The organism is Intestinimonas massiliensis (ex Afouda et al. 2020) (assembly GCF_900626285.1).
GTDB classification, from domain to species: Bacteria; Bacillota; Clostridia; order Oscillospirales; family Oscillospiraceae; genus Flavonifractor; species Flavonifractor massiliensis_A.
On the sequence record NZ_LR131147.1, the window covers coordinates 1820249 to 1838657 of the forward strand.

Annotated in this window: 16 protein-coding genes, 1 tRNA gene and 1 riboswitch; of the genes, 11 read left to right on the forward strand and 6 right to left on the reverse strand. The window is 64.0% G+C overall.

What is annotated here, in order from left to right; translation table 11 throughout:
• Position 1: 1 nt before the first annotated feature.
• Positions 2–1924, reverse strand: coding sequence for an NAD(+) synthase (locus tag E0E41_RS09125; RefSeq protein ID WP_130869652.1), 1923 nt, complete (start codon positions 1922–1924; stop codon positions 2–4).
• Between the two features lie 615 nt (positions 1925–2539).
• Here E0E41_RS09125 and thrS point away from each other — a divergent pair.
• The 5 genes from thrS to E0E41_RS09150 all read left to right on the forward strand — a co-directional run bounded on the left by thrS (position 2540) and on the right by E0E41_RS09150 (position 6893).
• Positions 2540–4306, forward strand: a complete 1767-nt coding sequence (thrS, locus tag E0E41_RS09130) for a threonine--tRNA ligase (RefSeq protein WP_130869653.1) — start codon at positions 2540–2542, stop codon at positions 4304–4306.
• Between the two features lie 149 nt (positions 4307–4455).
• A complete protein-coding gene (locus E0E41_RS09135) occupies positions 4456–4722 on the forward strand; it encodes an autorepressor SdpR family transcription factor (RefSeq protein WP_130869654.1) in 267 nt (88 codons plus the stop codon).
• A gap of 1 nt (position 4723) precedes the next feature.
• The gene (locus tag E0E41_RS09140) at positions 4724–5323 is read left to right on the forward strand and encodes an SdpI family protein (RefSeq protein WP_165450534.1); all 600 of its coding nucleotides are present in this window, start codon (positions 4724–4726) and stop codon (positions 5321–5323) included.
• A 98-nt stretch (positions 5324–5421) separates the two neighbouring features.
• Positions 5422–6396 (forward strand): lysine exporter LysO family protein, encoded by a 975-nt coding sequence (locus E0E41_RS09145; protein WP_130869656.1) that lies wholly within the window; start codon positions 5422–5424, stop codon positions 6394–6396.
• Between the two features lie 14 nt (positions 6397–6410).
• The gene (locus tag E0E41_RS09150; RefSeq protein ID WP_130869657.1) at positions 6411–6893 is read left to right on the forward strand and encodes a hypothetical protein; all 483 of its coding nucleotides are present in this window, start codon (positions 6411–6413) and stop codon (positions 6891–6893) included.
• A 74-nt stretch (positions 6894–6967) separates the two neighbouring features.
• Here the strand turns inward: E0E41_RS09150 and typA are convergent, their stop codons facing one another.
• Complete coding sequence (gene typA / locus E0E41_RS09155) at positions 6968–8794, reverse strand: translational GTPase TypA (RefSeq protein WP_130869658.1); 1827 nt, start codon at positions 8792–8794, stop codon at positions 6968–6970.
• 201 nt (positions 8795–8995) lie between these two features.
• On the opposite strand from typA, the gene E0E41_RS09160 reads away from it, so the two are divergent.
• Positions 8996–9072, forward strand: a tRNA-Arg gene (locus E0E41_RS09160).
• Positions 9073–9163: 91 nt separating this feature from the next.
• Here E0E41_RS09160 and E0E41_RS09165 read toward each other — a convergent pair.
• Positions 9164–9910 (reverse strand): copper homeostasis protein CutC, encoded by a 747-nt coding sequence (locus tag E0E41_RS09165; RefSeq protein ID WP_130869659.1) that lies wholly within the window; start codon positions 9908–9910, stop codon positions 9164–9166.
• An 80-nt stretch (positions 9911–9990) separates the two neighbouring features.
• On the opposite strand from E0E41_RS09165, the gene E0E41_RS09170 reads away from it, so the two are divergent.
• A complete protein-coding gene (locus E0E41_RS09170) occupies positions 9991–12165 on the forward strand; it encodes a transglutaminase-like domain-containing protein (protein WP_130869660.1) in 2175 nt (724 codons plus the stop codon).
• Here E0E41_RS09170 and E0E41_RS09175 read toward each other — a convergent pair.
• A complete protein-coding gene (locus tag E0E41_RS09175) occupies positions 12146–12874 on the reverse strand; it encodes a nitroreductase family protein (RefSeq protein ID WP_130869661.1) in 729 nt (242 codons plus the stop codon). The two genes, E0E41_RS09170 and E0E41_RS09175, sit on opposite strands and share 20 nt — an antisense overlap.
• 29 nt (positions 12875–12903) lie before the next feature.
• Between E0E41_RS09175 and E0E41_RS09180 the strand changes: the two genes are divergently transcribed.
• Entirely contained in the window at positions 12904–13761 is an 858-nt protein-coding gene (locus E0E41_RS09180) for an RluA family pseudouridine synthase (protein ID WP_130869662.1), read from the forward strand.
• Between the two features lie 3 nt (positions 13762–13764).
• Here the strand turns inward: E0E41_RS09180 and E0E41_RS09185 are convergent, their stop codons facing one another.
• The gene (locus tag E0E41_RS09185) at positions 13765–14751 is read right to left on the reverse strand and encodes a hypothetical protein (RefSeq protein WP_130869663.1); all 987 of its coding nucleotides are present in this window, start codon (positions 14749–14751) and stop codon (positions 13765–13767) included.
• A gap of 176 nt (positions 14752–14927) precedes the next feature.
• Positions 14928–15992: a branched-chain amino acid aminotransferase gene (locus tag E0E41_RS09190; protein WP_130869664.1), complete on the reverse strand. Its 1065-nt coding sequence runs from the start codon at positions 15990–15992 to the stop codon at positions 14928–14930.
• 244 nt (positions 15993–16236) lie between these two features.
• Between E0E41_RS09190 and lspA the strand changes: the two genes are divergently transcribed.
• From lspA to E0E41_RS09205, 3 genes are all read left to right on the forward strand, one after another.
• Positions 16237–16716, forward strand: a complete 480-nt coding sequence (gene lspA / locus E0E41_RS09195; RefSeq protein ID WP_130869665.1) for a signal peptidase II — start codon at positions 16237–16239, stop codon at positions 16714–16716.
• Positions 16691–17605: an RluA family pseudouridine synthase gene (locus E0E41_RS09200; RefSeq protein WP_130869666.1), complete on the forward strand. Its 915-nt coding sequence runs from the start codon at positions 16691–16693 to the stop codon at positions 17603–17605. The genes lspA and E0E41_RS09200 overlap by 26 nt, the downstream gene beginning before the upstream one ends.
• Positions 17606–17629: 24 nt before the next feature.
• A riboswitch (TPP riboswitch) is annotated at positions 17630–17744 on the forward strand.
• 68 nt (positions 17745–17812) lie between these two features.
• Complete coding sequence (locus E0E41_RS09205; RefSeq protein ID WP_242623745.1) at positions 17813–18403, forward strand: energy-coupled thiamine transporter ThiT; 591 nt, start codon at positions 17813–17815, stop codon at positions 18401–18403.
• Positions 18404–18409: the final 6 nt, after the last annotated feature.

Genomic DNA, 18409 nt, shown 5'->3' on the forward strand with positions numbered 1-18409 from the left:
GTCAGTTCAGGCCCTCCAGTTCCTCCAGCCACAGGGCAGCCACCGCGTCGGAGGGCATTCTCCAGTCGCCCCGGGGAGACAGGGCCACCGAGCCCACCTTGGGGCCGTCGGCCAGGCAGGAGCGCTTGAACTGCTGGGAGAAGAACCGGCGGTAGAAGTTCTTCAGCCACTTGAGCAGGGTGGCCCGGTCATACCGCTTGCCCATGGCCTGCTCCGCCAGACGGAGCACCTTTCGGGGTGAAAATCCCCAGCGGATGGCGTAATAGAGGTAGAAGTCGTGGAGCTCGTAGGGTCCCACCAGGTCCTCGGTCTTCTGGGCGATCTGCCCCTCGATGGCGGGGAGCAGCTCGGGGGACACGGGGGTGTCCAGGATGTCGGCCAGCACGCCGGACAGCTTGGGGTCCTCCGCCTCCTTGTCGTCGGAGATGAAGCTGACCAGATGGCGCACCAGGGTCTTGGGAATGCCGGCGTTGACGGCGTAGTTGCTCATGTGGTCCCCGTTGTAGGTGCACCAGCCCAGGGCCAGCTCGGAGAGGTCGCCGGTACCGATCACCAGGCCGCCGGTCTGATTGGCGATGTCCATGAGCACCTGGGTCCGCTCTCTGGCCTGGCCGTTCTCGAAGGTGACGTCGTGGTCCTCCATGGACTGGCCGATGTCCTCGAAGTGGACCTTCACCGCCCGGCCGATGTCGATGGTCTTCAGGGTGCAGCCCAGCCGCTCGGCCAGCAGCACCGCGTTGGACTTGGTGCGGTCGGTGGTGCCGAAGCAGGGCATGGTGACGGCGATGATGTCGGTGGCGGGGCGGTCCAGCATCTCCATGGCCACGGCGGTGATGAGCACCGCCAGGGTGGAGTCCAGGCCGCCGGACAGGCCCACCACCGCCGTCTTGGCGTGGGTGTGCTCCAGCCGCTTCTTCAGGCCCAGGGCGGCGATATACAGGATCTCATTGCACCGCTCCGCCCGGTCGTTCTGGTCCTGAGGCACAAAGGGGGTGGGGGACACGGGCCGGGTCAGATGGGTGTCGGACAGCTCCAGGTCAAAGGACACCCGCCAGATCTCCCGGCTCCCGTCGGCGCTGTAGGTGTTCATCCGCTGCCGCTCGTAGGCCAGGCGCTTCACGTCGATCTCGCTGATGGTGAGGCCGGAGGCAAACCGACGCTCGGCCAGGATGGCGCCGTTCTCGGCGATCATGTTGTGGCCGGCAAACACCAGGTCGGTGGTAGATTCGCCCTCCCCGGCATCGGCGTACACATAGCCGCACACCAGCCGTCCGCTCTGTCCGGACACCAGGCTCCGGCGGTAGGCCGCCTTGCCCACCAGCTCATTGGAGGCGGACAGGTTCAGGATGATGGAGGCGCCCGCCCGGGCCAGGGCCACGGAGGGGGGTTCCGGGGCCCACAGGTCCTCGCACAGCTCCACCCCGATCACCAGCTCCGGCAGGCTCTCGCAGGCGAAGATCGTGCTGTCGCAGATGGAGACCTCCTGCCCGCACAGGGTGATCCCGTCGTCCACCCCGGCTCCCGAGGCAAACCACCGCTGCTCGTAAAATTCCCCGTAGTTGGGCAGGTAGGTCTTGGGCACCAGTCCCAGGATCTCTCCGCTCTGTATCACCGCCGCGCAGTTATACAGTTTGTTTTTCCATTTGTCCCAGACCGGCAGGCCCACGGCGGCCACCATGTCCAGGTTCTTGGTGGCCTCCAGGATGGTGACCAGGCCCTCTTCCGCCCCCTTCAGCAGGGTGGGCTGAAGGAACAGATCCCCGCAGGTGTAGCCCGTGAGACAGAGCTCGGGCAGGGCCAGCACCTTGACCCCCTGCTTGTCCGCCTCCCGCATGAGGGTAAAGATCTGCTCAGCATTATATCGGCAGTCAGCCACCCGGATCCTGGGGGTGCCGGCGGCCACTTTCACAAATCCGTCGCGCATAAACAGCGCCTCCTTTTATCTCAGCACGGAATTTCACCTTATCATACCCTAATTTTCCATCAAATGCAACGCGGGCGCACCAAAAAGCCCCGACCAATGGTCGGGGCTTTTTGGGTGTGTGTTGTGTGTGTTTGCAAAGGTGTTGGAGAGGGATAAGAGAGGAATTGGTTTGGGAGGATGGTCTTGCTTTTGATTCATCTCTGAATCTGTCTGTATCATACCGGGCAAATAAGGCTAAATCGTGACTCCTTTATGAATAAACTGTTAATTCTACTTTTTGTCCGGAAGATCCTTTCCCACCCCTTCCCGCTTGACAGGGGAGGCGTTTGGTGATATATTGCTTTTGCAAAATCGGCACAGACGGAGAAGAACCCGCGCAGCGGCGGACAGAGAGGGGCCTTATGGCTGGAAGGGCCTCACGACACGCGGCGGCTGTACCACTCCCGAGCCGCCCGGGACGACCGGGCCGGGCCCTCCCGTTACAGAGGTCACGAGCGACGGCATTTTGCCGTAAGCAGGGTGGAACCGTGGAGCGTTTTTCGCCTCACCCCTGACCAATCAGGGGTGAGGCGTTTTTTATTACCCTCCGCCCCAATCTTTTAAGGAGGAATCAAGATGTCCGAAGAAGTCAAGAACGAGTTTACCTTTGAAAATCCCGAATACCGCAAGACCTACTGGCACACCTGCTCCCATGTGATGGCCCAGGCCGTGAAGCGGCTGTGGCCCGAGGTGAAGCTGGCCATCGGCCCCTCCATCGACGAGGGCTGGTACTACGACATGGACGCCCCCTTCGCCTTCACTCCCGAGCACCTGGAGCAGATCGAGGCCGAGATGAAGAAGATCTGCAAGGAGAAGCTGAAGCTGGAGCGGTTTGAGCTGCCCCGGGAGGAGGCGCTCAAGTTCATGGAGGAGAAGGGCGAGCCCTTCAAGGTGGAGCTGATCCAGGACCTGCCGGAGGACGCCCACATCTCCTTCTACAAGCAGGGCGAGTTCACCGATCTGTGCGCCGGTCCCCACCTGGACTCCACCGGCCGGATCAAGGGCAATGCCATCAAGCTGACCGCCTGCAACGCCGCCTACTGGCGGGGCGACTCCAACCGGGAGACCCTGCAGCGGATCTACGGCATCGCCTTCCCCAAGAAGGACGAGCTGGACGAGTATCTGGCCCGCATCGAGGAGGCCAAGAAGCGGGACCACCGGAAGCTGGGCAAGGAGCTGGGCCTGTTCATGCTGCGGGACGAGGGTCCCGGCTTCCCCTTCTTCCTGCCCAAGGGCATGGTGCTGAAGAACACCCTGATCGACTACTGGCGGCAGGTCCACAAGCGCTACGGCTATGTGGAGATCTCCACCCCCATCATCCTCAACCGCAAGCTGTGGGAGCGGTCCGGCCACTGGGATCACTATAAGCAGAACATGTACACCACTGTCATCGACGACGAGGATTACGCCATCAAGCCCATGAACTGCCCCGGCGGCATGCTGGTGTACGCCAGCGAGCCCCACAGCTACCGGGATCTGCCCCTGCGGGTGGGCGAGCTGGGCCTGGTCCACCGGCACGAGCTGTCCGGCGCCCTCCACGGCCTGTTCCGGGTGCGCTGCTTCACCCAGGACGACGCCCACATCTTCATGACCCAGGAGCAGCTGAAGGACGAGATCAAGAACGTGGTCAAGCTGTTCGACGAGGTGTACTCCGTCTTCGGCCTGCCCTACAAGATCGAGCTGTCCACCATGCCCGAGGACCACATCGGCACCGTGGAGCAGTGGGAGCACAACCAGGACATCCTGAAAGAGGCCATCACCGAGATGGGCAAGGACTTCGAGGTCAACGAGGGTGACGGCGCCTTCTACGGCCCCAAGCTGGACTTCCATCTGGCCGACTCCCTGGGCCGGACCTGGCAGTGCGGCACCGTCCAGCTGGACTCCCAGCTGCCTGAGCGGTTCGAGCTGGAGTACACCGGCGAGGACGGCCAGAAGCACCGCCCCGTCATGCTCCACCGTGTGGTGCTGGGCTCCATCGAGCGGTTCATCGGCGTCATCACCGAGCACTTCGCCGGCGCCTTCCCCACCTGGCTGGCTCCTGTCCAGGTGAAGGTGCTGCCCATCACCGACCGGGCCGCCGAGTACGCCGACCAGGTGTCCGCCAAGCTGGACGCGCTGGGCTACCGGGTGGAGGTGGACCACCGCAACGAGAAGATCGGCAAGAAGATCCGGGACGCTCAGCTGGAGAAGGTCCCCTATATGCTGGTCGTGGGCGACAAGGAAGCCGAGAGCGGCGCCGTGGCCGTCCGCAACCGCCACGGCGATCAGACCGTCATGTCCTTCGACGCCTTTGTGGCAAAGCTGAAGGAAGAGGTGGACACCAAGGCCCGGGAGCAGAAGTAAATCGGAAGAGAAAAGCGGCCGCCCGTCCGGGCGGCCGCTTTTTTACGGAAAAAAACAATTTGATCTTTTTCTAAATGTATCTTGACAGGCCGGCAGTCCCATGTTACATTTCAATTAGATCAATATCTAATTGATGGGAGGCGGCCGCCATGGGTTTTCAGGAGACCTTCAAGGCCCTCAGCGACCCCACCCGGCGGGAGATCCTCCGCCTGCTGCGGAACCGGGCCAAAACCGCCGGAGAGATCGGCGCACATTTCGACATGACGGCCGCCACCATCTCCCACCACCTGTCGGTGCTGCGGGAGGCGGGGCTGATCTCCGATCAGCGGCGGGGGAAGTACATCTACTACGAGCTCAATCTGTCGGTATTGGACGAGATCACCGGCTGGATCGCCGGGCTGAAAGGAGATGCCTGACATGAACGCCAAACCCGGCAGCCCATCCCCATGGCCGCTGGCCTTTCTCCCTCTGGTTCTGATTGCGGTATGCTATACCCGCCTGCCCGGGCAGATCTTCCCCGCCTGGGGCGCCGCGGCGGGCAGCCGGAATGTACTGTGGCTTCTGGCTGTCCTGGGTCCGGTGCTTGCTCTGCTCCAGGGAAGGTTCCGCTCCGCCGCCCTGGTCCTTCTGTGGCTCCTGAACGGGGCCACGGTCATCCTGCTGTCGGCTCTGCTTCAGGCCGACGCCCTCTCCTGGGGCCGGACCCTTCTCTCCCTGCTGGGCCTGATATATCTGTTCATCGGCATGCAGACGGGCAAGCTGAAAACCAACTTTCTGTCCGGTTTCCGCAACCTCTGGACCCTGTCCGACCCCGATGTATGGAACAAGACCCACCGGCTGTCCGGCAGGCTCACCTTCCTGTCGGGGCTGCTGGTCCTCCTCTCCTCCGTCCTGCTGTCTGAGCTGGTCACCCTTCTTCTGCTGGGCTTCTGCTCCTTCCTCATTCTTTTGATCCCCACCGTCATGAGCTGGGTGTGGTCCAGGCACCTGCCCCTGGACGGCGACCCGCGGTTCTGAATGCCCGTCCACCCTTCTGTTCCCAGGGGGTGGACTTTTTTACGGGTCCATGCTACAATGTGGAGGCTCCTTATTATAAAGAAAAGGACGGATGCGCTATGGGCACCACCCTCAGCACCCTCACGAATCTGGCAATTTACATCGCCCTTGTGGTCGTCGGGGCGTTCATCGGCTCCCGGAAAGGGGTCCGCAGCCGCCCCCTGGTGTGGGTGGGCAAGCTGCAGTTCGTGGCGCTGATGATCCTCATCGTCACCCTGGGCGTCAATCTGGGCGCCAATGACGAGGTCATCGCCTCCCTGGGGCAGATCGGCCTGGCCGCCCTGCTCATCACGGTGCTGGCCATGTTCGGCTCTCTCCTCTTCCTCACCCTGCTGCGGCGGTTCGTGCTCAGGCTGGACCATGTGGGTCTGCCCCGTGGGTCCGCTGAGGCCGAGGACCAGGGGGGACACACCGCCGGCAAGGCGGACAACTCCCTGACCAAGTGGATCGTCATCGCGGTGGTGCTGGGCATGCTGGCCGGCCGGTTCCTCCTCCCCCCCGCCGTCACCCAGCACTGCGGCACCGTCATCAACTTCGGACTCTACCTGCTGCTGTTCATGGTGGGCATGGACATGGGCAAGCAGGGCACCCTGATCAGCGATATCAAGACCGCCGGATTCCAGGTGCTGCTGGTACCGGTGGTGGTGTGCGCCGGCACCCTGGTGTTTGCCGCCCTGGCGGGTCTGTTCCTGCCCATGGGGGTAAAGGACTCCATGGCCGCCGCAGCCGGCATGGGCTGGTACTCCCTGGCCCCCACCCTGCTGGCCCCCTACTCCCTGTCGGTGTCGGCGGTGGCCTTCCTGTCCAACGTGATGCGGGAGATCTTCTCCATTCTGGCCATCCCTCTGGTGGCCAAGTACATCGGCTATGTGGAGTGCGCCGCCCTGCCGGGAGCCGCCGCCATGGATACCGTCCTCCCCGTGGTGGTGGGCGCCACCCATGAGCGGATCACCATCTACTCCTTCACCTCCGGCGTGGTGCTTTCCCTGGCGGTGCCCATCCTGGTGCCTGCCATCGTGGCCCTGCCCTTCTGAAGGAGGTCTTTCCCATGGAAATCGAACGCCGCTGGCTGGTAAGCGGCTGGCCGGAGCTGGAACCCGCCGCTGTGCTCTTGATGGATCAGGGCTATTTTGCCACCCGCCCCGCCGTCCGGGTCCGCCGGGAGGCGGAAGCAGGCGGGCCCTGCCGATACATCGTTTGCTTCAAGGGCAAGGGCGGTCTGGTGCGGCAGGAGATCGAGCTGCCGGTGAGCGAAGAACAGTACCAGGCTCTGGCCGGGATGCTGAACGCCCCCATGATCCAGAAGGAGCAGCGCCGCTACCCTCTGCCCGGGGGGCTCACCCTGGAGGTCAATCAGGTGGACAAGGAGCTGGACACCGGCTTCTTCTACGCCGAGGTGGAATTTCCTGACGAGGCGTCCGCCCATATCTGGAAGCCCCCGGCGGAGCTGTCCGCCTATCTCAGCCGGGAGACCACCGGCCAGAGCGGCGAGAGCATGGCCGCCTACTGGGAACGCACCCGGATTTCGTAGGGGCCGATGTCCTCATCGGCCCGCCCGCTGACAAAAAAATGCCCGCTGTCCTCGGACAGCGGGCATTTTTTCTATCAACCTTTTTTCTTGGACGCCTCGCGCATACGGGCGGCGTGGTCCAGCAGCCGCTTGCGCAGCCGCAGGGACTTGGGGGTGACCTCCAGCAGCTCGTCGTCGGCCAGGAACTCCAGGCACTGCTCCAGGGACATCTGACGGGGCGGGGTCAGCCGCAGGGCGTCGTCGGAGCCGGCGGCACGCATGTTGGTCAGCTGCTTCTTCTTGCAGACGTTGACCGAGATGTCCTCCTGCTTGGGCGTCTCGCCCACCACCATGCCGGCGTACACAGGCACACCGGGGCCGATGAACAGCACACCCCGCTCCTGGGCGTTGTACAGGCCGTAGGTCACGCTCTCGCCGGTCTCAAAGGACACCAGGGAGCCGGAGTTGCGGCGCTGGATCTCGCCCTTCATGGGGGCGTAGCACTCAAAGACGGAAGCCATGATGCCCTCGCCCTTGGTGTCGGTCAAAAACTCGTTGCGGTAGCCGAACAGGCCCCGGGAGGGCACCAGGAACTCCAGCTTCATCCGCTCGCCCACGGGGGTCATCTCCAGCAGGTCGCCCTTGCGGGAGCCGATCTTCTCAATGACGGAACCCACGCTGTCGGCAGGCACGTCCACCACCAGGCGCTCGATCGGCTCACACTTCTTGCCGTCGATCTCCTGATAGAGCACACGGGGCGGGGAGACCTGGAACTCATAGCCTTCCCGGCGCATGGTCTCGATCAGGATGGACAGGGACATCTCGCCGCGGCCGGCCACGTTGAAGGCGTCGGTGGAGTCGGTCTCGGTGACCCGCAGGGACACGTCCTTCAGGGTCTCCCGGAACAGCCGGTCCCGGATCTGCCGGGAGGTGACGAACTTGCCCTCCTTGCCGGCGAAGGGGGAATCGTTCACCGAGAAGGTCATCTCGATGGTGGGGGCGGAGATCTTCACGAACTCGATGGGCTCCACCGCTTCGGGCGCGCAGATGGTATCGCCGATGGTGATGTCGCCGATGCCGCTCATGGCGATGATGTTGCCGGCGGTGGCCTCGGTCACGGGCACCTTGCCCAGGCCGTCAAACTGATAGAGGGCGGTAGCCTTGGCCTTCCGGGGTTCAGCATCGGGATCGTGGTAGTTGCACACCGCGATCTCCTGGTTCTGCTTGATGACGCCCCGCTCGATCCGGCCGATGGCGATGCGGCCCACAAACTCGTTGTAGTCGATGGAGGAGACCAGCATCTGGAAGGGCTGGTCCACGTCCGCCTCGGGGGCGGGGATATAGTTCAGGATGGTCTCGAACAGAGGCACCAGGTCGGTGCCGGGCACGTCGGGGGAGTAGGACGCGGTGCCCTGACGGCCGGAGCAGAACAGGGTGGGAGATTCAAACTGCTCCTCGGTGGCGTTCAGGTCCAGCAGCAGCTCCAGCACCTCGTCCATGACCTCGTGGATGCGCTGGTCGGGGCGGTCGATCTTGTTGACCACCACGATGACCTTGTGGCCCAGCTCCAGGGCCTTGGACAGCACAAACCGGGTCTGGGGCATGGGGCCCTCGGCGGCGTCCACCAGCAGGATGACGCCGTTGACCATCTTCAGAATGCGCTCCACCTCTCCGCCGAAATCGGCGTGGCCCGGGGTGTCCACGATGTTGATCTTGACGCCTTTGTAGTGGACAGCGGTGTTTTTGGCCAGGATGGTGATGCCCCGCTCCCGCTCCAGGTCGTTGGAGTCCATGACACGGTCCACCGTGGCCTGGTTCTCCCGGTAAATGCCGCCCTGCTTGAGCATCTCGTCCACCAGGGTGGTCTTGCCGTGGTCGACGTGGGCGATAATGGCTACGTTACGCAATGTTTGATCCTGCAAGATGGTACACCTCAAATCCGATTATCATACAGTATTCCAATAAGCTCGACCATTTATTATACCGTATGATGTTGCTCCATGCAACTGCTTTCCGCAAAAAATCCGCCGAAATCCGTTCCATTTCTCACCACTGCCGTTGACAGAAGTGGAAAGTTGGGTTACAATGATTCGGTGTCGGGCAGGTCAGCCGCCACATTACACGCGCCTGTAGCTCAGCAGGATAGAGCGACCGCCTCCTAAGCGGTAGGTCGGAGGTTCGAATCCCCTCAGGCGTGCCAGCGCGGCGCAAGCGATTTCGCTTGCGCCGCGCTTTTTTCAATCATTCAGGAAAAATGGCCGGACGGGCCGCCCCGGCGGCCGCTGCGAGAATCACCGTTTATCTCCGGTCACCCGGTCTGCCGCGGCACGGACCGCATCGGCATCGGTGACGGGGTACTGCTCCTCCGGGGGACAGGTACCGCCGGAAAAGCTCACTGCCGGGTTATGGGTGGCGGATATGTCCACTCCCCAGGTTTTAAAAGAACCGTGAATCTGATCGCAGCCGGTTTCCGCCAGCAGCCCGGCGGCGTTGTCCGGATTGATCCCGCAGCCGGGCAGGATCTGGATGCGGCCGGCGGCGTATTCTCTCATGGCCCGGATGGTGGCCGCACCCGCGGGGGCGGAGGCCGCCTGGCCGCTGGTGAGCACCCGGGTGACACCCAGCTCCATCAGGGCATCCAGCGCCGCCCGCCAGTCCGGCGTCACGTCGATGGCCCGGCTGAACACGCTCTCTTTCTCCCCGATCACTTCCAGCATGGCGGCGCACCGCTCCTGATCCACGGTTCCGTCCGGGTGGAGGAAGCCGAAGGCGATGCCGTCCGCCCCCGCCTCCAGCAGGGCACGGGCATCGGCCAGCATGGTGTCAAACTCCGTCTGGGTGTAGCAGAAGCCCCCCTCCCGGGGCCGCACCATGGCCATGATGGGTACCTCCGCCCGACGGGCCAGCTCCATGGCCCCGATACTGGGGGTCAGGCCCCCCAGGAACAGGGCGGCGTTCAGCTCCACACGGTCCGCCCCGGCCTGAGCCGCCGTCCACACATCCCCCGCCGAGCCGCAGCACACCTCTAAAATCATCATTCCCACCTTCTTTTCTATTTGGGGCTATGATAGCACAAAAAATTATGCTATCATAGCCCCAATCAAAAGGAGTGGATCCCATGGAAGAAGAACTGCGCTTTCTCGAAACCGCCCTGCCGGAGGATTGGGCGGCCTATCCCCGGCCCCTGTTTGAGGCCTTCGCCGCCCACGCCAGGATGCTGCGGGACACCGCCCCCTGGTGTACCTCTCTGAGCCGAGAGGCCTATGAGCAGTATGTACTCTGTCCCCGGGTGAACGACGAGGACCTGTCGGAGCACCGGGGGCTGTTTTACGGTCAGCTGTGGGACCGGATAAAGGACCTGGACCAGGAGGAGGCCGTCCTGGAAGTCAACCGCTGGTGCCACGAGCAGGCCAGCTACCAGGCCCAGGACGACCGCACTGCCTCTCCCCTGACGGTGTACCGCTGCGGCAGCGGCCGGTGCGGGGAGGAATCCGCCTTCCTGGTGGCCGCCCTGCGCTCCGTGGGCCTGCCCGCCCGGCAGGTGTACGCCCCCCGGTGGTCCCACTGCGACGACAACCACGCCTGGGTGGAGGCGCTGTGCCACGGAAAGTGGCAGTTCCTGGGTGCCTGTGAGCCGGAGCCGGTGCTGGACCGGGGCTGGTTCAACACTGCCGCCTCCAGGGCCATGCTGGTCCACAGCCGCACCTTCGGCCCGGTGACCGACACCGCCCTTCACGGGGCCCCCCTGGGCCGGGAGGGCCAGGCTCTGTACCATAACCAGACCGCCCGCTACGCCCGCACAAAGGCATACACCTTCCGGGCCGGGCCGGGAGAGGTCATCACCCTGGAGGTGCTCAACGAGGCCCGGTTCTGTCCCATCGCCCACCTCACCGCCAAAGCGGACGGCACCGTACAGGCGGAGCTGGGGATCGGTGACCTCCACCTGTCCGCCGGGGAGCGGGAGGCCTTCTGTCACGGTGAGACCGAGGACGGGGCGGAATTGGCCCCTCCCCTGCCCTGTCCGGACTGGATTCCCTTCGACTTCCACGCCCCCCGCGGCTTCCCCGTCAATCCCGCCCCGCTGGACGAGGGGCAGCGGAAGACCCGCTCGGAGGTACTGGCGGCGGGCACCGCCAAACGTGCGGTGCGCATGGCGGGATACTGCGACCGGAAAAAGCTGAAGGCCCATCCGGAGCAGCGGGAGCTGCTGCTGAAGGCCCGGGGCAATTTTGAGGAGATCTATACCTTTCTGAACAGGGACGGCGACCCCCTGCGGACCGCCCTGGTGGAGAGCCTGTCCGACAAGGACCTGCGGGACGCCACCGCCGCCCTGCTGGAGTTTCATCTGGAGCGGGCCCGGCCCTGGGCGGACAAGTACCCGGCGGAAATCTTCCGGCGCTTTATTCTCTGCCCCCGGGTGGCCTTTGAGCGGCTCACCGACTGGTCCGCCCCCCAGCCCGGAGCGGTGGGGGAGGTCATTGCCCTGCGGAAGGCGGGCGTCCCCGCCTGGCTGCGGCCCCTGGACGGGGCAGTGATGGTGTGGCGGAACGGGAAAGTTGTCCCCCAAGCCCCCGAGAAATGTGGAAAAGTAACCTTCCGCAAAGTGGCGGAGGACCGGTTTCTCTACCGGCAGAACTGGTCGCTGGACTTCTGGACGGGTACAGAGTGGAAACCGCTGAAGCTGACCGACCGGGGGTGGCACCGGAACAGGCTGTCCGCCGCCCTGCCCGCCGGGCGCTACCGGGTACTCACCGCCCTGCGGCTCCCCGCCGGGGACCAACTGGCCAACCGGATGGAATTCTCCCTTGCTCCCGGTGAGGAGCGTGAGGTCTTTCTGGAGCTGCGGGAGTGCTCCCTCAGCGACCTCATCACCCCCCGGGACCTGCCCCTGGAGGAGCTCCGGCCCAAAAACGGAAAGCCCGCCCTGCTCCTCTGGCTGGAGGAGGGGGCGGAACCGACCGAACATATTCTCAATGAGCTGACCGCCGACCTGGCGGCCTTCCGGGGTCTGGAGGCGGAGGCCGTCTGCTACCTGCGCAGGCCGGGGGCGGAACAGCAGGCCACTCTGGCGGCGCTGCTGGCCGCCTGGCCGGAGCTGCGGGTGGAGTACCCCGACTGGAACTACCAGGCAGAGGCGGTGGCCCGCCATCTGGGCCTGGACCCGGACAAGCCGCCCTTTGCGGTGGTGTGCGATCAGGCGGGCCGGGCGGTCTACGCCTGCTGCGGCTATCAGGTGGGTACCGCCCAGCTGCTGCGGCGCATTCTGGAGCGGCTCAGCGCTGGAACGCCTTGAGATATTCCGCCGCCGAGCGGCTCATCTCCCGTGAAAAGTCCGAGTTGTACTTCCGGTCGCAGAAGGCCTTCAGCCAGTCTGCGTAGGGTCGCGGCCCGGCGTTGTCGGCCAGCATGGCCTCCAGCTCGGCCCCGTCCATGCGCCGGTATGAATTTTCGTGGACGATATGCTCCATGGCCCGGCGGCGGGGCTTCTGCCGCTCCAGCTGCTGGTCGGTGGGCCAGCCGAACACCAGCATGGCGGCGGGCACCACGTACTCCGGCAGGTTCAGCAGCGCCCGGTGGGTCTCGCACTGCTCCAGGATGTCCCCGATGTAGCAGGAGCCGATGCCCAGGCTCCAGGCGGCGGTGACGGCGTTCTGGGCGGCGATGTTGGCGTCGCAGAAGGCCAGCAGCAGGTCCCCCACGGCGGGGTCCCGGGGCTGGCAGCCGCCGGCGGCAAAGGCGTCCTGCCACTTCTGGCAGTCGGCGCAGAAGATGAGCACCAGGGGAGCCTGAGCGATGAAGGGCTGGTGGTCGCAGGTCTCCGCCAGGGTATCCTTGACGGCCTGGTCGGTAATGTCTAAAATGGTGTAAAGCTGCTGGTTGCCGGCAGTGGGAGCGGCGCAGGCCGCCTCCAGAATGGCGGCCTTGTCCGCCGGAGCGATGGGCTTGTCCAGAAAGGCCCGCACCGATTTGCGGGCGTGGAGCTGGGCCAGGACCTCGTTCATCTGTCATTCTCCTCTCAGGATGTGAAGTTATGCAGGAAAAAACCTATTCCGTCACCCAGGCCGGGCCGCTGCTCCCCTTTCTTCTGGAGCAGGTCAGGGGCCAGAGCCGCAACAACATCAAGGGCCTGCTCACCCGGGGCCAGGTGCAGGTGGACGGAGTGACCGTCACCCGCCACGACCACCCGCTGGAGCCGGGCCAGACTGTCACCATCCGCCCTCAGGGGAGTAAGGCTGCAAAGGCTCCCTTCCCCATCCTCTACGAGGACAGGCGGGTCCTGGTGATCGACAAGCCCGCCGGCCTGCTGAGCATGGCCAGCGACCTGGAGAAGGTGCGCACCGCCTACCGCATGGCCACCGACTACGTCCGCCGGACGGATCCCAGGGGCCGGGTGTTCATCGTCCACCGGCTGGACCGGGACACCTCCGGCGTGCTCCTCTTCGCCAAGGACGAGGGGACCAAGCGGGCCTACCAGGACAGCTGGGACACCCTGGTGCGCCGCCGGGGCTATCTGGCGGTGGTGGAGGGCCGTCCGCCCAAGGAGGCCGATACCATCCGCACCCTGCTGCGGGAAAATGCCGCCCACAAGGTGTACTCCGTCCGCTCCGGCGGGAAGGAAGCGGTAACCCATTATACCACCCTGAGCGCGGGAGCGGAATACACCCTGCTGGAGGTGGACATCGACACCGGCCGGAAGAACCAGATCCGGGCCCACCTCAGTGAGCTGGGCTGTCCGGTGGCCGGGGACCGGGACTACGGCGCGGCCACCGACCCGCTGGGCCGGCTGTGCCTCCACGCCCATGAGCTGGCTCTCACCGACCCCTTCACGGGAGAACAGCGGGTATTCCGCTCGGAGGCCCCCAAGGGCTTCCGGAGCCTGACCCGGTAGCCCTCACAGCCCCATCTTCGCCCGTGCCTGGTCCCGGAAGGCCACCAGCTCGGGATAGGCGTAGAAAAAGTTCTGCTTCTGAGCCGGGATACCATCCCCCTCCGCCTTGTCGTACAGGACGAAGTAGGCAAAGCTCTCGGCGATGTCCTCCGAAGGGCTGGTGGCGGCGTAGCCGGTCAGAAAGTCGTCGGCGTGGCGGAGGTAGAAGCCGTAGGTCTCCGGGTCGGCCCGCCGGTCGTCCAGGTAGTCCTTCCAGAAGGTGTGGTAGAAGGTGTTCAGGTAGGAGTTGGGATAGGCGGTCAGGTCGCTCTCGGCATAGCAGCCGTAGGAGGGGGTCCGGTCGTAGGTGACCTGCTTGTTGTTCAGGGTCAGGTAGTGACAGTACTCGTGGAACACCGTCTCGGCAAAGGAGACCGCGTCCTCTGTGTCCATGGGGTCCACCGCCAGCTCCCACCGGGCGCCGTCATCGTCGGTGGGCACCACGTAGGCCAGGATCTCCTCCTCCCCGTCGGTAAAGACGGTGAAGCGGTCAAAGGCGTCCAGACTGCCCTGGGGCAGCATGGCGTCCACCAGCTGCCACAGCGCCCGGTAGTCGTCCTTTCCCTCTGTCAGCTCCAGGGTACCGTTCCCCTTGACCTGATATTCGGCCAGGGCCTCCATCTTCTCCTCGTCGGCACTCCAGCCGCCCAGATCCCCCAGGTAGCGGCGGGTGCAGTCCTCGTAGAGCTGGTTGAGCTGGGTCACCAGCCGCTCCTCCTCACCGGAGGGCTCCCACTCCCCCCGGACCTCCCGGGCCTGACGCAGGGGGATCAGCCGTTCCAGCAGATCGGTCACCTGTTGGTGTTCCGCCTTGGTGATCTCTCCGTCCAGCTTGCCCAGCTGGACCGCGGCCAGCCGCCGGGCCTCCGCCTGGATGCGGGGTGAACTGCCGCAGGCGGACAGCAGCAGCAGGGCCAGCAGCAGGAGCGGAATATACTTGCATCGTTTCATAGCAGCACCTCATTTCGTTTGCGGTATTGTACCACAGCGGGCTCCGTCAGAGGTGAAAGCTAAAGAAACCAAAAGGTAAATATCAGATTCCCTGAAGAAAATAGACCAAGGGGCGGGACATTTGTCCCGCCCCTTGGTCTGGGAAGGTATTATAGGAAGGCTAGAAGAAAGCAAAGTTACAGCTTGACCACCCAGCCGTGGGGATCGGGCTTGGTGCCCCACTGGATCCCGGTGAGGGTGTCGTACAGCTTCTGGGCCAGAGGGCCGATCTTGCCGCCGTTGACCACCACGTGCTTGTCCTCCCAGCCCATCTCGCCGATGGGGGAGATGACAGCGGCGGTTCCGGTGCCCCAGGCCTCCTTCAGGGAGCCGTCGGCGCCAGCGTCAAAGAGCTCCTGGGCGGTGATGAGCCGCTCCTCCACCTTCAGGCCCCAGCTCTGGAGCAGCTCGATGCAGGACTTGCGGGTGATGCCGGGCAGCACGGAGCCGGTCAGCTTGGGGGTGACCACCGTGTCGCCGATCTGGAACATGACGTTCATGGAGCCCACTTCTTCAATGTACTTGCGGTGGACACCGTCCAGCCACAGCACCTGGGCGTAGCCGTTCTCCTCCGCCCGCTCGCCGGCGCGGATGGAGGCGGCGTAGTTGCCGCCGCACTTGGTATAGCCGGTGCCGCCCCGGACGGCCCGGACGTCCTCGCTCTCCACATAGATCTTCACCGGGTTGATGCCCTCGGCGTAGTAGGCGCCCACGGGGCAGGCGATGATGCAGAAGATATAGTTGTGGGCGGCGTGAACACCCAGAGAGGGAGTGGTGGCGATGATAAAGGGACGGATGTACAGGGAGGTGCCGGGGGCGCTGGGTACCCAGTCGGCCTCTACCCGGACCAGCTGCTCGATGGCGGCCAGGGCGTCCTCCTCATTCAGGGGCGGGATGCACATACGCTCGCAGGAGGAGTTGATCCGCTTCACGTTCTCGGTGGGACGGAAGAGCTGCACGCCGCCGTCGGGGGCGCGGTAGGCCTTCAGGCCCTCAAATACCTCCTGGGCATAGTGGAACACCATGGCGGAGGGCTCCAGCTGGATGGGGCCGTAGGGCACGATGCGCCCGTCATGCCAGCCCTGGCCGGCGGTGTAGTCCATGATAAACATATGATCGGTAAATGTCTTACCAAAAACCAGCGTGGCCGGATCGGGCTTGGGCTTGAGCACTGTGGCGCGCTGAACAGGATATTCCTTCATGGGGACGGCCTCCTAATTGCTTCACTTTATACCTGGTAGTATGGCACCATGCCGGCGGAAAGAATGTAAACCACGATACAATGCCGGAAAAAGTTCCGGCGATTCCGCCGTGTTCCATTGTATCACACCCATAAGGGGGAAACAAGTGGGCAGGTGGGGCTTGCCCGGCGGAGGCCGGCATGGTACAATAAAAAGAATCCTGCCGGCCTGTCCGGCCCTTACATTTCGCAAAGGAGCCCTGCTTATGCTCTACGCCATTCTCATCGTGGCCCTGGTGGCCCTGGATCAGCTGGTCAAGTTCCTGGTGCGGACCAACATCGGTCCGGGAGAGGCTGTGCCCTTTCTCCCCCACATCCTGCAGCTGACCTACGTGAAGAACACCGGCGCCGCCTTTTCCATCTTTGAGGAGCACACCTGGATCCTGGCCCTGGTCTCCCTGGTGGTCTCCATCCTGCTGGCTGTGCTGCTGGTAAAGAAGGTGTTTCCCCACCCCTTCGCCATGTTCTGCCTGTCGGTGGTGCTGGCCGGGGCGGTGGGCAATCTCATCGACCGGGCCTTTATGGGCTATGTCACCGACATGTTCCAGACCATCTTCATGAACTTCGCCGTGTTCAATGTGGCCGACATCTGCGTGGTGTGCGGCGGCATCGCCTTCTGCGTATACTATCTGCTGTTCCACGGCAAGGAGGACAAGAATCATGACACCCCTGCATCTGAGGGTTGAACAGGACGGCCAGCGGGCAGACCAGTTTCTGGCCGCCGCCCTGCCCCAGCTCACCCGCTCGGCGGCCCAGAAGCTGCTGGAGGAGGGCGCGGTGACCCTGGACGGCAAGCCGGTGAAGAAGAACTACAAAACCTGCCCGGGGGACGAGCTGGTGGTGGTCCTCCCCGACCCCACGCCGGTGGATATCGTACCTCAGAACATTCCCCTGGACGTGGTGTATGAGGACGACGACGTGATCGCCGTCAACAAGCCGGTTGGCCTGGTGGTCCACCCGGCGGCCGGCCATCCCGACGGCACCTTGGTCAACGCGCTGTTATATCACTGCGGAGATTCACTCTCCGGAATCAACGGAGCCCTCCGGCCCGGCATTGTCCACCGCATCGACCGGGACACCTCGGGGCTCATTATCGCCGCCAAGAACGACTTCGCCCACCTGGCCCTGGCGGAACAGCTCCAGGACCACTCCCTGTACCGGGAGTATGAGGCGGTGTGTGTGGGCAACCTAAAGGAGGACGGGGGGACGGTAAACGCCCCCATCGCCCGCCACCCCACCGACCGGAAGAAGATGGCGGTAAACTTTCTCCAGGGCCGGGAGGCCATCACCCACTGGACGGTGCTGGAGCGGTTCCCCGGCTATACCCACGTCCAGTGCCGGCTGGAGACGGGGCGCACCCACCAGATCCGGGTCCACATGGCTCACATCGGCCACCCCCTGCTGGGTGACGTGGTGTACGGCTCCAAAAAGCCCTATCCCGGTCTGGCAGGCCAGTGCCTTCACGCCCGGCGGCTGTCCTTCGTCCATCCACGCACCGGGGAGCGGATGACCCTGGAATGCCCCCTGCCCGACTGGTTTCAGGATGTATTGACAAAACTGGGGCGGTTGGTATAAACTTTGCTGTGACCGCAGAATAAATCGATTTTCCAGGGGCGCTGGACGCAAGTCCGGCTGAGATCTGGGCGTAGTGCCGCCCGTGTCCCTCAAACCTGATCCGGGTAATGCCGGCGTAGGAAGTGGATTCGGCTTTTGTCGTTCTTCCCGTACCGCATTGCGCATACCGGTTTGCGCTGCGGTACGAATTTTTAGGAGGAACGATCTATGTATACAGGTAAGCGGAAATCCCATCTGGCCGTGCGGATGCTGTGCGAGGGCGGCATCATGCTGGCCGCCGCCTTTGTGCTCAGTCTGCTTCAATTCTGGAAGATGTACGACGGCGGCGGCATCGACTTCGGCATGCTGCCCATCCTGCTCTTCGCCGTGCGCTGGGGCGTGGGTCCCGGCCTGGTGGTGGGCTTTGCCGACGGCGTGCTCCAGTTCATGCAGGCCGGCGGCATCGCCATCGGCTGGCAGTCCATTATCGGCGACTATCTGGTGGCCTTCACCGTGCTGGGCCTGGCGGGCCTGATGCGGGGCCGGAAGGGCGGCATCTTCATCGGTACCGTCATTGGCTGCGTGGCCCGGTTCCTGGTCCACTATATCGTGGGGGCCACCATCTGGGCAGAATACATGCCCGACCTGTTCTTCGGCCTGACCATGACCACCCCCTGGTTCTACTCCCTGCTGTACAACGGCTTCTACATGGCCATTGACATGGTGCTGTGCCTGGTGGTGTTCGGCCTGCTCAGCGGGCCTTTGGGCAAATATTTCCGGGCGGAGGATATCCGCCCCATCAAGACAAGAATTAGGTGATACGAT

Bases quoted from the DNA above. Each gene is read 5' to 3' on its own strand.
- E0E41_RS09125 (WP_130869652.1), bottom strand. From the start codon at position 1,924: ATGCGCGACGGATTTGTGAAAGTGGCCGCCGGCACCCCCAGGATCCGG.
- thrS (WP_130869653.1), top strand. From the start codon at position 2,540: ATGTCCGAAGAAGTCAAGAACGAGTTTACCTTTGAAAATCCCGAATAC.
- E0E41_RS09135 (WP_130869654.1), top strand. From the start codon at position 4,456: ATGGGTTTTCAGGAGACCTTCAAGGCCCTCAGCGACCCCACCCGGCGG.
- E0E41_RS09140 (WP_165450534.1), top strand. From the start codon at position 4,724: ATGAACGCCAAACCCGGCAGCCCATCCCCATGGCCGCTGGCCTTTCTC.
- E0E41_RS09145 (WP_130869656.1), top strand. From the start codon at position 5,422: ATGGGCACCACCCTCAGCACCCTCACGAATCTGGCAATTTACATCGCC.
- E0E41_RS09150 (WP_130869657.1), top strand. From the start codon at position 6,411: ATGGAAATCGAACGCCGCTGGCTGGTAAGCGGCTGGCCGGAGCTGGAA.
- E0E41_RS09165 (WP_130869659.1), bottom strand. From the start codon at position 9,910: ATGATGATTTTAGAGGTGTGCTGCGGCTCGGCGGGGGATGTGTGGACG.
- E0E41_RS09170 (WP_130869660.1), top strand. From the start codon at position 9,991: ATGGAAGAAGAACTGCGCTTTCTCGAAACCGCCCTGCCGGAGGATTGG.
- E0E41_RS09175 (WP_130869661.1), bottom strand. From the start codon at position 12,874: ATGAACGAGGTCCTGGCCCAGCTCCACGCCCGCAAATCGGTGCGGGCC.
- E0E41_RS09180 (WP_130869662.1), top strand. From the start codon at position 12,904: ATGCAGGAAAAAACCTATTCCGTCACCCAGGCCGGGCCGCTGCTCCCC.
- E0E41_RS09185 (WP_130869663.1), bottom strand. From the start codon at position 14,751: ATGAAACGATGCAAGTATATTCCGCTCCTGCTGCTGGCCCTGCTGCTG.
- E0E41_RS09190 (WP_130869664.1), bottom strand. From the start codon at position 15,992: ATGAAGGAATATCCTGTTCAGCGCGCCACAGTGCTCAAGCCCAAGCCC.
- lspA (WP_130869665.1), top strand. From the start codon at position 16,237: ATGCTCTACGCCATTCTCATCGTGGCCCTGGTGGCCCTGGATCAGCTG.
- E0E41_RS09200 (WP_130869666.1), top strand. From the start codon at position 16,691: ATGACACCCCTGCATCTGAGGGTTGAACAGGACGGCCAGCGGGCAGAC.
- E0E41_RS09205 (WP_242623745.1), top strand. From the start codon at position 17,813: ATGTATACAGGTAAGCGGAAATCCCATCTGGCCGTGCGGATGCTGTGC.